A 13,690-nucleotide genomic window follows, 5' to 3' on the forward strand; every position below is an offset into this window, starting at 1 on the left:
GCAGAGAAGTGGTTGCATGGGTTATAATGAAATATTGGAAGGGAGCACCCGTATGGTAGGCGTTCGGGAACCATTGTATGGTTTGCGAAAAGAACCAGCTTTATTTCCGTCTACAAGGTCGTCTGAGTTTTTTTCTTCCAGTGGTTGGTCGATAGATCGACTCGACGCTGGAGAGAGGGAATAGAATACGGGAAGGGACTCTGCCTTTTCCCTGGAGTTCAAGATAATCCAGTCCCACGCCTACCAGTCTGATATTGTTAAATGCATTCCAGGAAGGGAACGTCGTGCGGATTCCCACTCTGACGCCTCGCCGTGTTCGAGGAATATCAAATACCCGAATGGAATTCAGACTGAGCGGAATGAATAACTGACGGTTTACTTTGATAAACTGCCTTGGATAGACACGACGAATACGTCCCGGTTCCAACCCGGAGAGTGGAGTATTCAGTTCTGCAAGGTGCCCCTGGAGTTCTGCCAGACGCTGTTGAAGTGTTTTGCCAGTATGGAGATGCTGCCAGCTCATAAGAATTCCTCCGTTCGCCATTTGTACCTAGTATATGAAGGCAAGGGGTAGGAAGGTGTACGTTTGATAGCCCATGTTCGTTACGGCTAACGGGGTTTCATTTTATAATAGAGGAGTGATTCAAGTGATCGTTGAGATGTATAAAGACCTCATTCAGGATGAGCGTGGCAATTATTATTTGGCAGTACAGATGGATGGCAATGAGCTTACGCTTGTTAATGCATTCGTCGAAGCAGCATTCACGCCTGAAATGATCTACAATGAAGAGTTTCGTACCAAGCATAAGGAGATGGAAGGCGGGTTTGTAGGCAAAATTGCGATGGACCTGTTAAGACACGATGTGGTCATGGGGATGAAGCAAATCGACCGCAAACTGTTGAACCTGTCGGATGTAGAACAGCATTTCACGGTAAATTATATTGATACGATAGAATTTTATCGTCACCCGGCGTGGAACCGGAAAGTGTAGAAATAAAGAAATACAAGAGCGCAAGTGCAGGGCAGTAAGCCTCCGCAACTTGCGCTTTTTGCATAACAACAATTAACGATACGCAGGATGGATGATGCCAATATCGCGCTCGGTTCTGAACCCTCCGTCAACGTAACGCTGCATTTCATTTCCTTTGATCCGAATTGGGATGCATTCTCCTTGGTAGAAAAGCTCTCCCTCGACGGTGCGAACGGTCATTCCGATGACGGCTTCCAGATGTCCACTACAGTCGGTTACAAGGCGAATTCCTGACGGGCCGTCCAGATGAACATTGCCCTCCTTATATACGGTCATGCGATCCGGGGTGTTCACCAATTCATATCCTATTCCACAGACCTTACGGCTATAAGCCGTGTTGCCAGATACGACCTCACCATGATCCATATCGATGGGGAGCAGTCCGGTAAACCAGAGCTGATTCGATCCAACAGGCATAATTCCGCATAATCGCTCGACATAATCAAGGAGACAGAGGATGGAAGGTGAGTATGTCTCGGTAAAACCTTGTTCTCCGGTCCACGGGCTGAGTACCTGACCAAAACGCTTATCTTTGGACAGAGCAGACAAGATAGGCTGCATAACCCAGGTTAGCTCAACATATCGATGATGATACTCAAATGCGTGTGGTGCCCGGATTAGACTCAGAAAATTGGATGCGCCTCCCCAGCTGTTATAGGAGGAAAACGGATCGAATCGGGGATCATCCATTGAGATCGATGTAAATGGGTATTTAGCGAAAAACTTGCTTGTATTCAACAGGTACCGCCGTAGTAGGTTATCGAACAATTCACGGTTGCCCACCTCGCAGGCCAACACGCGGAGCAGCACATCGGATTGCACTCTGACGAATTCGTCATTGCGATCCCGATCATAGAAGAACATATCCTGTTCGTCGTAACAATAGCGAAAGAGACTTTCCAGGCTGGACTCGGCTTTGGCTTTCCAATCCGTTCCGGACTCCCCCAGCTCCTCAGCTATGCGGGATAGATACATGCGCTGACAATAAATATTAGCAGTCAGATCCGGTGCCAGAAAGGGCAGAATCGGAGAATCCGGGTGGTAGGCAGAAGCTTCATTCATATAAGGTGTATCCGGAACATGCCAGAATCGGGGGGATAAGTCATGTCCAGTGTCAAACGTACTGAAGGCCTCTACACAGCCGGTTCCTCGTGTATTACGGTTTCGTGCAATCCATTCATCGTAACGAACCATAGCCTTGTACATGGTGCTCAGGAAAGGTGACTGCTTGCCATCATTATCATGAAGCTGATAGTGGTTCCACACACTGCGTGCCAGTGGAGTGACCAACTGAATTTGCCGGAAAGAAGGCCCGGTAGCCGTGAGTTTATACGGAAGCAATCCATCATCTCTTTGCTGCTCGGCTAATGCGAGGTACGTTGTTTCGGATACGGAAGGCAGCAGGCGAGACAGCAGCTCCGCATTGATGGTACCTGTGCTCTCTAACCAACACCCCAGATAGATGCCACCTTCTTGTAAAATGGGATCGCTGTCTCCCATGGGCAGGATGCAAGCAATCAATTTCTCCACAGCTGCATAATAGGCAGCTTCCATTCGTCCGCCCGATGCTGCAAACCGGACACCCGACGCATGCCATTCCTGTAATAACTGCTGATCTTCCGGTTTAACAGGCTGAACTTGATCCATGATCGACATGTTGCGTAGACGATTCAGTATCTCTTCTGTCATATGTTCCTCCTCACAGCTCCTGCTTATTGATTCGACTCAAAGATGCGAACGGTCCCGTTATAGAAGTCGGAGACAGCCTGTTCCACACTTTTTCGTCCAAATCCGATCTCCTGATTCGTCGTCTGAGCTAATTTGGAGAATTCTGCAAATCCCGGCGGGTTGTAGCTTACGTCAAAAGGTTCAGTCTTCGTAGCTTCGGAGACAAGATTTGTATAGTTATAGACAATCTCCTCCACAGGGCCTGCACCTTCCTGAAGAAGAGTACGATTGGCTTCCGTAACAGGCACGCCGCGGTCATTACCAAGAATTTTGGCTGCTTCCGGATCATGAATCCAGAAGTCCATTAACATTGCCACTTCCTTCGGATGTTTGGTATTCGCGTAACCTGATAATCCCTGACTGGATTCAAATACAACTCCCGTTCCCTTAGGACCTCGTGGTACAGGGAGAAGAACCAAAGGATCTTCCGTCAAGCTCTGGAATGCAGCGAGCTGGTTGGAAGGCAGGAGAGTCATGGCTGCTTTGCCTGTGATCAACAGGGATTTACTAGTATCATCATGCGGGTTGGAAACCTGCAATTCCGGTGTGACTACACCGCCGGATGCCGAAGTCTTCTCCCAATATTGGAACCATTCTAGAATGTCTTCCTTGGCGAATCCGAGTGTACCGTTTTTCATGTCATATAGTTGTTTACCCCTTTGTTTGAGAAAAATATCCATCCCGTCGACGGTGAAATTATAGGTTCCATAGAAGCCGTCCCCGAGTTTGTCGGATAACGCCTTACTGATGGCGGCATAGTCCGCCCAGTCCCAATCCGCAGCTGGCAAAGGCATGCCGGCTTTCTCAAAGAGTGCCTTGTTAACAACAATTCCCCGTGCGTTCGCACCGGCAGAGATATGTTGCAACTTCCCGTCGAGACGTCCGTATTCGATCATCGTTTCATCCATACCATCGAGATTCAGTTCGTTGCCAACATAGGGGTCCAGGTTAAGCAGGACATCTTTTTGGGCATAATCAACGACATTTCCACCGAGGAAAAAGATATCCGGTGCTGTGCCTGATGCCAACTGGGTATTTAGCTTGTCGAAATATCCAGAGGAGGGTGCAAATTCACCTGAAATTTTAATATCCGGATGTTTCGCCTGAAAGATCTTCAGGGCTTCATTCGTAATATCTGCCCGTTTCTGGTCACCCCACCACATGATGCGAAGTTCGACCTGTCCGCCCTCGGTAGTTTCATTGTTATTACCATCGCCTGTATTATTAGTAGCACCTGTATGGTCTGTTCCAGAGCAAGCTGTTACGAATAACAAAAGTGAAGTGATTATACCGATCATGAAACGTTTGAACATGGTGAATCCCCCTGACTATGGATAATGAGAAACGTGTTGTTACTTCAGACCTGTTGTCGCAATGCCTTCAAGGAAATATCGTTGAAACAGTAAAAAGATGATGGTCACGGGAAGCAGTGACAGGGTAGACATGGCGAGCAATGCGCCCCAATCGGATTGTCCTGAGGGATCAAAGAGAGACCGGATGCCCAGCTGCACGGTGAACAGATCAATTTTGCTCAGATAGATCATCTGGCTGAAAAAGTCATCCCAGCTCCACAGGAAGGTGAAAATCGCTGTTGTAATCAGTGCCGGAATGAGCAGAGGCACTACGATTCTGAAAAAGATCTGTGATTGTCCGCAACCGTCAATGGTTGCACTCTCGTCCAGTTCCCGCGGTATACCGCGTATGAATTGAACCATGAGCAAGATGAAGAAGGAATCCTGCGCGAGCCACTTGGGCAGAATCAGCGGGAAATACGTATTAATCCATTGAAGCTCATTATAGAGAATGTACTGGGGCACCAGAGTAACATGGTAAGGCAACATAATTGTGATCAACATCATGCTGAACCACAGGCCTTTGAATCTAAACTTCAATCTGGAGAAAGCAAAGGCTGCAAGGGAACAGGAGATCACATTACCTAGCACACTCATGACCGAGATCAGCACGGAGTTGCCGAAGAAACGGCCAAAGGAGATGCCCTGCAGACCTTTCCAGCCATTAATATAGTGCTCCAGCGTGAAGCTGGTTGGGAAAAGACTGCCACTGGTGAAAATGAGATGGTTCGGTTTAAACGAACTGAGAATTAACCATAGTACAGGATATAACATCAGCAGACCGAAAAGTATAATGGCCGCATGCCTCCCGGCCTGAACCAGTTGTCGTTTGATTGGCATATGCATTACCTCCCTTCCTGATTATCCCCGTAGAACACCCAAAATCGGGATGTAACAAAGACGATTGCGGTGAATACGCCGATAATGACCAACATGATCCAAGCCAGAGCCGAAGCATAACCCATATCAAAGAACGAGAAACCTTTCAGATACAGGTACAAGGTATAGAACATTGTTGCGTCGAGTGGACCCCCGCGGCCATCTCCGATCACGTAAGCGGGTGTAAACGCCTGGAATGAATTGATCATGCTCATGATCAGGTTAAAAAAGATAACGGGGGAGAGCATGGGCAGGGTGATTCCGAAAAATTGACGTATCTTTCCCGCTCCATCGACATCGGAAGCTTCATACAAGTCTGCCGGGATCTGTTTCAGACCCGCAAGAAAGATGACCATGGCAGACCCAAATTGCCACACAGATAGCGTGATGATGGTATAAACCACATAATCCGGATGCGCAATCCAGGACGGACCAGAGATGCCAAACCAGCTTAGAAACTGGTTGACTAGTCCGTTCCCCTCAAAAAGTTGACGCCAGACGATTGCGATTGCGACGCTGCCGCCCAAGAGGGAAGGGATGTAATATACGGTCCGGTAGATGCCGAGGGCTCGAATTCCTTTGTTCAACGCCATTGCCACCAGTAGAGCAAAGGCAAGCCTTAGAGGAACGGATAAAAAGACATAATAAAATGTCAGTCCCAGGGACCTGCGAAAGGTATCATCCTCGGTAAAGATGTGAACATAGTTGCTAAGTCCAGTCCAAGTCGGTGATGACAGCAGATTGAATTTGGTCATGGATAAGTATAGGGACGCAATCATCGGTCCCAGTGTCAGACAGAAGAGTCCGATCAGCCATGGTAGAAGAAACAAGTAGGCTGTGGTATTCTGCTGACCGTATAAGGGCTTGGTCTGTTTTTTCATCATGTGCCTCCCTTCTGAATCGATAAAATTCATGGTTACCCACTGTGAATCCGCTTACAACATGCGTCGTTCTCTGGGTAACCACATCATACCGGGGAAGGGGAGAAGCTTGAATCTTATTTCTTCGGATCATGGCTATCGATTTTTTCGGAATGCTGCAAGCGATAGTCTGAAGGACTCATGTTGAACATTCTTTTGAATTTCGAACTGAAATAACTTGGCGAACTGAAACCTGTCAGCTCAGTAATATCCCATACCGTTAATTGAGTATCCTTCAGCAGTTGCAAGGCATGTTTCATCCGAACGCCCGTCACATATTGAACGAAAGAGGTACCTGCCCCTTCCTTAAACAATTCGGAGAAATAGGTAGGGTAATAGTTGAATCGTTCAGCGAGTAACGTCAACGTGAGCTCCTGCATGTAGTTCTCTTCGATATATCGCTTGGCTAACTCTATAACCGTCCCATCCCCATTTTCCGAAGGAAGTTGTTGACCCAGGAAGTCTTGAGCCCATTGCATTAATAAGCGTTCTGCTTGATCTGGCGTCTTAAGCCACAGTATCCATTCCGGGGCCATTGGAAAATCCATCAACAGTGAAATTTGAAAAATAGTTCTTGTCATTCGGGAAGGAGAGAGCTGAAATGCCTCGTGAATTTCCTTATGGATGATGCTGCGGAAGAAGTCCAGTTCCCCACGAATGAGGCAACGATACAGCGTGCGTGTCGTTTCCTCCGGCAGTAATGGACTATAGTCTGTTCCTGCCTGAGGGTTCAGCCCGCTGACAGCCCGTTCAGCTGAATTCCATGCCAAAAGGGAATGGATATAACCTTCTTTCCAGTGCTCAAGTCCGGATACAGAAAGTCCCATCCCAATCTTGAGTTCCATGGAAAAAACCGATGCCGTATGTTCCCTGAGCTGTAGGATGAATTCATGCTGCATACCATCTTGTACCATGAAATGCATGATGCCTGGGTGTGCCGAATCATGAAATACCTGGACATTGTCTGAATCAGACCGGGCGATTTCATAACATAGCATCTCGAAAGGAAGATGCATCTGCTCGGGTAATTGATCTTTTCGAATCTCCGGCTTGTCCGAGTGACTTATACTCGCGGTGATGAAACAGACCTTCTGATCCTGCCAAGATTCGAGATGGAACAATCGGAGTCGTTCTGGCATAGAGGAAGGCGGTAGGCGATTACCTTTGACGAGATCAAGAAGGAAACGTTCCTTCATCTCCCGGTAATACTGAGAGAGTCGCCAATGCAGCAATTCAGAGTCGCCTCGAATTTTACGTTGTTCATCCAGATCCGCTTTGATTTTGCCTAATGTGGCTTTCAATTCATCCCGGGTTACTGGCTTCAGTAAATAATCCATCACCTGGCTGCGGACCCCCGCTCTGGCATATTGAAAATCTTCATAACCCGTGATAATGATAATCTGAATGGAAGGGTTATAACTGCGGCAGGCATCCAATAGTCTGATGCCATCCATGACAGGCATATTCATATCGGTAATCAGCAAGTCAAAATGTTCAGTTTGTAAAAGTTCATCCGCTTCGATCCCGTTAGACGCTTCCCCTGTTATGACAAAGCCCATGCCGTGCCAATCGACTTTCAATTTTAATCCTTCGCGAACTTCGATCTCGTCATCTGCGATTAATACGTTGTACATCATATTCCTCCTGTACGGGTAGAGTCAGTTCAATACATGCACCACTGCTCTCATCGTTCTTCATATGAACCGTGAACAAGGCACCGTAATGCAGGCGGCAACGAGCAATCACATTACCCAGTCCAATATGCCAGCCTTCATTAAGCAAAATGGATTCCAATGAGGGGGAAGCATCAGGGTGATGCATGTTATGGATTATCTCTGCTGGAATACCCGGTCCGTTGTCGGAAACGCGGATATGCAGACGATCATCTAGCCGATTGATTCGAATCTGAATCTGAGCTGTTGTCTGATGCTGGAAGCTGTATTTCACTGCATTTTCAATAAGTGGCTGTAGTATAAACTTGATGATGACCAAGGCGTTCAGTGTGCCTTCCTTTGTTATCGAAATGTTGAGCTTATGACCGAAACGAGTCTGTAAGATGGAGATATAACGCTGCACATAATCCAGTTCTTCGGTTAGGGGAACAAGATCGTCATTGGTGTTAATGGAGAAGCGCATCATTTTACCCAAATCCTCAATGACCTGAACCGTATCTTCCGTTCTACGCTGAATGGCAAGACTGCTTACCAGCTCCAAGGTATTGAACATAAAATGTGGATTAATCTGTATGAGAAGTGCTTTATACTCTGCTTGTTGGCGAAGCAGCTTCAGCTCGAATTCATTCTGGATATGCTGCCGCAGCTGACTGATCATATAACGGAAGGTAAAGATGACATAACTGATCTCACTCTTTACATTTTTATCTGGAGGCAGAAGTGAATCCGCTTGGTCAAAAGCACCTCGTTGCACCTGTCTCATCGCCAGCACCAGTCTGGTCAAAGGTTTGGTTACGCCGTGGGATAACCATGCGGCCGCCAAGAGGGAGACCAGAATCAGGACAATTGTCACCACCACAATCGTGCTTTGGAGCTTATGGAGAGAGAGATACATTTCCTTTTCAGGTGCCAGACCTGCCAACATCCAGCCGGTACGGCCCAGCTTCTTGAATACAAGGATGTCTCGCTGTCCTTCCTGGTTAGTGAGATATGCCACACCAGATTTGAGCGGGCTGTTTCGAAATCGATCGATCTCTGCGGTAGCTACAGCACCTAACGTGTCTACCTGCTGTGACAGAATGGGATTTCCTTGCTCGCCCAGTAGAAAAATAGTGCTATTCTCCGCCAGGTGGATACGCCGGAGCGGCTCCAGAAAGTAGGATTCACTGACATTCACCTTCATGACATTCTGCGCTGTAGCATGATGAAAGGTGCCAATAGGCATCAGCAGACTGACCACCGGATTGCCATGATCTCTGACACGTTCATGCTGATCGGTGTGTGCAGGTAACCAGCGTTCCCCCAATGTATAGAAATTCGTGTACCAGGATTCTTGTACAAAGGCAGGGTCATATGTTACCTGATTCTCGCTGCCAATTCGCAGTCCATTCCGTCGATAGATGGATACATCCGAGATACTGGTGTAACTGTTGGTTGCCTGAGTGAGGAAACGGCTCATCGTGAGGTTGGCCAGCATCTTTTCTCCTTCCGGAAGGTTAGGATCACTGATCGCGTTATCCCAGTTCTTGCCCATATCACTATTGAAAACAAGTGAGGCAACATCATAGATCTGCATCTGTACCATGTCTACGTATGAACCGTATTCCTCCATTTTCTCAAGAGCAGAGGATTCGATATAAGAGCGAATGACCGTGCGTGATTCCTTGAAGAGCAGGTAGGAGAGTGTGCCAAAAGCGAGGACAAACAGGACAACGATAAAGGCAATCAGGCGGTTTTTTAAAGAGAAGAACATGGATTTCCTCCTTCTACCGAGTCGACTTGAGCGCAGAGTAATTATAAAAATATAAAAAAGACTGCGTGATATGCGCAGCCTTTAAAAAAATTAATAATGTAGTGAAGACCTGGGAGACTTAGAAACGAACCAGATTGTTGACGTTGACAGGCAAACCCGTGGCGATGGCGCGATTGGCCGCAATGCCCGTCAGAATGGATCTGGCACCGTCCACATGATTAGCTGCACGATGGAACGGATCTTCTACAGGCTCTCCGAACAGATCATTCAGCAGCACCGGGTCACCACCGCCGTGTCCACCTGCTTTTTCCTCCACTTCAACCTCATATGGCGCACCAAACATCGGAAGGACCCGCAACGTTTTACCGATCAGAGCACCTTCCTTACTTTTGTCACCTAATGAATTGACATAGGATTGCTCCACAATGTTCATCTCAATCCGGCCTTTGGTGCCGTTAATGGCAATGCGGTAACCTTCCCATGGCTGATAGGCAACGAGGGAGTACGTCAGAATGGCTTTGCTCCGATACTTCACAAGCACACCCATCGTATCCTCAATGTTAATGCCATCCCCAAATACGCTTTGATCCCGCTGATAACCATCTTCCGATTCGGCATCCAGATACATGGACTTCATATGAGCATCCGAATCCAAATGCAGTGCAAAAGGATCTTCCTTCGCGATTGGGTTACCGGTTGCTCGATTGTAGAACTGTGTTACACCGCGTTCTTCTGCGTTTTCTCTGCCGTAAAACATCAGATCACCGAATGCAAACACGGTCTCTGGCTGCGAGCCGATCCAGAAATTCACCAAATCGAAGTGATGGGTGGATTTGTGCACGAGCAGTCCGCCGCTGTTACGCTTGTCCCGATGCCAACGACGGAAATAATCTGCCCCGTGTCGGGTATTCAGCAGCCATTCAAAGTGAACGGACGTGACTTTTCCGATGGTATCATTCAGAATAAGTTCCCGAATCTTCGTATGGTGCGGCGCATAACGGTAGTTAAAGGTAACTCTGACGTTCTGGCCAGTGCGCTTGACTGCATCCAGGATGTCCTGGCATTTCTCCTCATCGATCGTCATTGGTTTCTCGGTGACAACGTCACAACCCAGTTCCATCGCGCGAATGATGTACTTGTGATGGGTACGGTCAACGCTGGTTACGATGACATAGTCAGGCTTCTCGTTCTCAATCATCTGATCAAACTGATCCGCAGGATAGGTGGGTACCTCTGGATAATCGTACTTTTCCTTCAACAGTTGATTCGCGTAGTTCATGCGGACTTGATTTATATCACAAAAGCCGACAAGCTCGGAAGTATCCCTGTAATCCCGGGTTAATGCACCATAAAAGAATTCCGCACGGCCGCCGGTTCCGACTAATACATAACGTTTCTTGCTACTCATGTCTATCGCCTCCTTGAATATAGCTCTAGACTATAACAAGGGAGTACTTCTTTCGCCGCATTTTATGCGTAACCGCTTTCAAATGCCGCATATTTTGCTATAATTTATGGAAAGGAGAGAGGCCGACATGACAGAACCTTTCAGTGCAGATTTTTATGATCCCACAGATTTACTACATATTGAATATGATCGTCGCATTGGATACTTCTCGATGACGGATGACCACCTGCATGATCATTATGAGTTGTATTACCTGTTGTCTGGCGAGCGTATCTATTTCATCAAGGATCGGACCTACCGGGTAAAGGCTGGTGACTTGGTGTTTGTTGACCGCAATACGGTTCATAAAACCTTGGAGAGTGGCATGCCCGACCATGAACGCATGGTGCTGTATTTGAAGCCTGAGCTTTTTGCAGCTATGGCTATTTCAGCGGAGTTAGTCGAAGCCTTGAAGGAGCCCTTCTGCTGGGAGATCCCTATTGTAAGGTTTCCTTCACAGGTCACGGAGGTTTTGGAGCGCATGGTGAGCGAAATGGTCGATGAGATGCTTCGTCCTCAACCGGGAAGCAATCTGTTACTTCGTCACCGGGCTATTGAATTGTTGCTTCATGCCCATCGTAATCAGCATCTGGGCAGGTTATGCTCCGATGATCGTGAGCCGGTTCTTCATCCCAAGACACAGGCCGTTGTTCGTTACCTGAATGAGAATTATCAGAAGCCACTGACACTACCGGAGGTGGCGGGGATGTTTCGCATTAGTCCGCATTATCTGAGTCGATTGTTCAAACAAACAACGGGCTTTACCTTCAGTGATTATCTGAATCTGTTACGGGTGAAGGAAGCACAGCGTTTGCTGCGGGAAAGTGAGGCATCCATTACGGATGTTGCTTGGCTTGCCGGCTTCAGTAACTTCTCTCATTTTGGCAAGATGTTTAAGCGAACCGTACAGGTATCACCAAGAGTTTACAGGCAGGAAAACAAGGAATTGGGTTCCGTGAGGACCTTATGAGAGGGAGCGAGTATACGATGATTGAAGCGAGATTAAATGAACTGGGGATCACTTTGCCACAGGCCAGTGCCCCTGCGGCGAAATATGCCAATGCTGTTATTGTTAATGGCATCATGTATGTATCCGGGAAAGGACCTGATACCTCGGAACGTGGCAAACTGGGATCAGACTTCACAACTGAGCAGGGATATGATTTTGCCCGGAATGCCGGACTGGAAGTGCTCGCTGTCGTTCGAGATGTGCTGGGTTCACTGGATCAGGTGAAGAGAGTGGTTAAAGTGCAGGGCTTTATCAATGCGTCCGCTTCATACCAGGAACATCATAAAGTCCTGAATGGATTCTCAGATCTGATGATGGAGGTATTCGGGGATCAGGGTGTACATGCTCGTTCGGTATTTGGTGCCGTATCTGTTAGGGATAATTTGCCCTTGATCATTGATTCCATATTTCAAGTAGAGGAGTAGATCTAACCATGACAGAATCGACTTCATTTAATCCAATTATGTTAACGATTCCCGAGAGCTTCCAAACGGAACGCCTTACGATTCGTGCCCCGCAGTGGGGGGACGGTGCGGCAGTCAATGAAGCGGTCCGTGAAAGTGCGGAGCAGCTGCGATTGTGGCTACCTTTTGCGGAGAAGATCCCGTCATTGGAAGAGTCCGAGATGACTGTTCGCAGAGCAAGACTGAAATATCTGGAACGTACCGACCTGATGCTTCATCTGCGAGACAGACACACGGATGAATTGGTAGGCAGCAGCGGGTTACATCGCATCGACTGGAATGCACGTTGTTTCGAGATTGGTTACTGGATTCGAACTTCACGAGCTGGTGAGGGGTTGATGACGGAAGCGGTGAAAGGCATTGAGCAATTTGCCATTACGCATCTGGAGGCGAACCGTCTGGAGATACGCTGTGATGCGCGTAATGTGCGAAGTGCCAAAGTAGCTGAAAGGGCGGGTTATACACTGGAAGGCACACTACGCAAGATGCGGCGGAATAGTACAGGTACTTTGGTCGATTATATGGTTTTCTCTAAAGTCAGAGGAATTGAGTTCGAGTAAAAGGGAGGGTAGATATGGAGCGAATTGGTCAGGGAAGAACTGCGGAAATCTATGCGTATTCGAACGAGCACATTATGAAGTTATATCGAATGGATTTTCCACTCGAAGCGGTCCAAAATGAATTTAGAATAAGTGAGTTGGCGTACAAGAAAGGACTGCCCGTCCCACAAGCAATATCCTTAATAGAACATACTACGCCGCGTGCGGGCATTGTCTTTGAACGACTTCAGGGGAATACCCTGTTATCCCTTATTATTCAGCAACCTGAATTACTGGAGCAGTTGGCGTTCATGATGGCTGACTGTCATTACAGACTTCATTGCGAACGAGATGATGAAGGAGCACTGCCCTCCCAAAAGCAGATTCTATCCGGAGCAATTCGCAATGTTCGATTATTATCAGAGGGTGATCAAGCGCGAATCCTCTCATACTTAACAATATTGCCTGATCAACAGCAAATCTGTCATGGCGATTTTCACCCCGATAATGTTATGCTCAGTGATGCTGGCGATCAATACTGGGTTATCGATTGGATGACTGGTATGTCAGGAGATCCTGCGGGTGATGCGGCTCGAAGCTGGGTAATATTAATGAGCAGCACTTTGCCGGAGAATACAGAGCCTGCTGTACGAATGGGGTTTGAAACGGCTCGTGAGTCGCTGATTGAATATTACATGCATCATTATATGCAACTGTCCGGGATTACACGTGAATCAATCGAATCCTGGATACTTCCCGTTGCTGCCGCGCGTCTTGACGAGGATCTGCCTGCTCAAGAGGTGGAACAGCTGCTCAAGTTGGTTCAGGAACGACTTCGTCTGTTATAAAAGTTAACTTTAAGATTATTTACACAGACACTACGATGACAGGTAGG

At 47.5% G+C, this 13,690-nt stretch carries 13 protein-coding genes; 5 read left to right on the forward strand and 8 right to left on the reverse strand.

Translation table 11 applies throughout. The features are described from left to right. Positions 1 to 100: 100 nt before the first annotated feature. The gene (locus tag MKY85_RS12385) at positions 101 to 523 is read right to left on the reverse strand and encodes a hypothetical protein (RefSeq protein ID WP_339241965.1); all 423 of its coding nucleotides are present in this window, start codon (positions 521 to 523) and stop codon (positions 101 to 103) included. A gap of 124 nt (positions 524 to 647) precedes the next feature. Here MKY85_RS12385 and MKY85_RS12390 point away from each other — a divergent pair, with 124 nt between their 5' ends. After that, on the forward strand, positions 648 to 992 hold the full coding sequence (locus tag MKY85_RS12390; protein ID WP_339241967.1) for a hypothetical protein: 345 nt from the start codon (positions 648 to 650) through the stop codon (positions 990 to 992). Between the two features lie 72 nt (positions 993 to 1,064). On the opposite strand, the gene MKY85_RS12395 is transcribed toward MKY85_RS12390, so the two are convergent. From MKY85_RS12395 to MKY85_RS12425, 7 genes are all read right to left on the reverse strand, one after another. Further along, complete coding sequence (locus tag MKY85_RS12395; protein WP_342572709.1) at positions 1,065 to 2,720, reverse strand: hypothetical protein; 1,656 nt, start codon at positions 2,718 to 2,720, stop codon at positions 1,065 to 1,067. Positions 2,721 to 2,743: 23 nt separating this feature from the next. Continuing rightward, positions 2,744 to 4,072, reverse strand: a complete 1,329-nt coding sequence (locus MKY85_RS12400; RefSeq protein ID WP_342572710.1) for an extracellular solute-binding protein — start codon at positions 4,070 to 4,072, stop codon at positions 2,744 to 2,746. A gap of 39 nt (positions 4,073 to 4,111) precedes the next feature. Beyond that, on the reverse strand, positions 4,112 to 4,951 hold the full coding sequence (locus tag MKY85_RS12405; RefSeq protein ID WP_339260701.1) for a carbohydrate ABC transporter permease: 840 nt from the start codon (positions 4,949 to 4,951) through the stop codon (positions 4,112 to 4,114). A gap of 5 nt (positions 4,952 to 4,956) precedes the next feature. Then, the gene (locus tag MKY85_RS12410) at positions 4,957 to 5,871 is read right to left on the reverse strand and encodes a sugar ABC transporter permease (RefSeq protein ID WP_091016954.1); all 915 of its coding nucleotides are present in this window, start codon (positions 5,869 to 5,871) and stop codon (positions 4,957 to 4,959) included. Positions 5,872 to 5,987: 116 nt separating this feature from the next. Then, complete coding sequence (locus MKY85_RS12415) at positions 5,988 to 7,547, reverse strand: response regulator (protein WP_342572711.1); 1,560 nt, start codon at positions 7,545 to 7,547, stop codon at positions 5,988 to 5,990. Continuing rightward, positions 7,519 to 9,336, reverse strand: a complete 1,818-nt coding sequence (locus MKY85_RS12420) for a histidine kinase (RefSeq protein WP_342572712.1) — start codon at positions 9,334 to 9,336, stop codon at positions 7,519 to 7,521. Before MKY85_RS12420 ends, MKY85_RS12415 begins: the two co-directional genes overlap by 29 nt. 118 nt (positions 9,337 to 9,454) lie before the next feature. Then, positions 9,455 to 10,744, reverse strand: a complete 1,290-nt coding sequence (locus MKY85_RS12425; protein ID WP_105598348.1) for a Gfo/Idh/MocA family oxidoreductase — start codon at positions 10,742 to 10,744, stop codon at positions 9,455 to 9,457. Between the two features lie 127 nt (positions 10,745 to 10,871). On the opposite strand from MKY85_RS12425, the gene MKY85_RS12430 reads away from it, so the two are divergent. Genes MKY85_RS12430 through MKY85_RS12445 form a run of 4 tightly spaced genes read left to right on the forward strand, consistent with a single transcriptional unit; the run spans position 10,872 to position 13,643 of the window. Continuing rightward, on the forward strand, positions 10,872 to 11,753 hold the full coding sequence (locus MKY85_RS12430; protein WP_342572713.1) for an AraC family transcriptional regulator: 882 nt from the start codon (positions 10,872 to 10,874) through the stop codon (positions 11,751 to 11,753). A 17-nt stretch (positions 11,754 to 11,770) separates the two neighbouring features. Then, positions 11,771 to 12,217 carry a RidA family protein gene (locus tag MKY85_RS12435; protein ID WP_339241983.1) on the forward strand — a complete coding sequence of 149 codons (447 nt, stop codon included), beginning with the start codon at positions 11,771 to 11,773 and terminating at the stop codon, positions 12,215 to 12,217. A gap of 8 nt (positions 12,218 to 12,225) precedes the next feature. Continuing rightward, entirely contained in the window at positions 12,226 to 12,816 is a 591-nt protein-coding gene (locus tag MKY85_RS12440; protein WP_339241985.1) for a GNAT family N-acetyltransferase, read from the forward strand. Positions 12,817 to 12,830: 14 nt separating this feature from the next. Further along, the gene (locus MKY85_RS12445; protein WP_342572714.1) at positions 12,831 to 13,643 is read left to right on the forward strand and encodes an aminoglycoside phosphotransferase family protein; all 813 of its coding nucleotides are present in this window, start codon (positions 12,831 to 12,833) and stop codon (positions 13,641 to 13,643) included. The last annotated feature ends 47 nt before the right edge of the window (positions 13,644 to 13,690 follow it).

Source organism: Paenibacillus sp. FSL R5-0749, assembly GCF_038595085.1.
In the GTDB taxonomy this organism is placed as follows: Bacteria; Bacillota; Bacilli; order Paenibacillales; family Paenibacillaceae; genus Paenibacillus.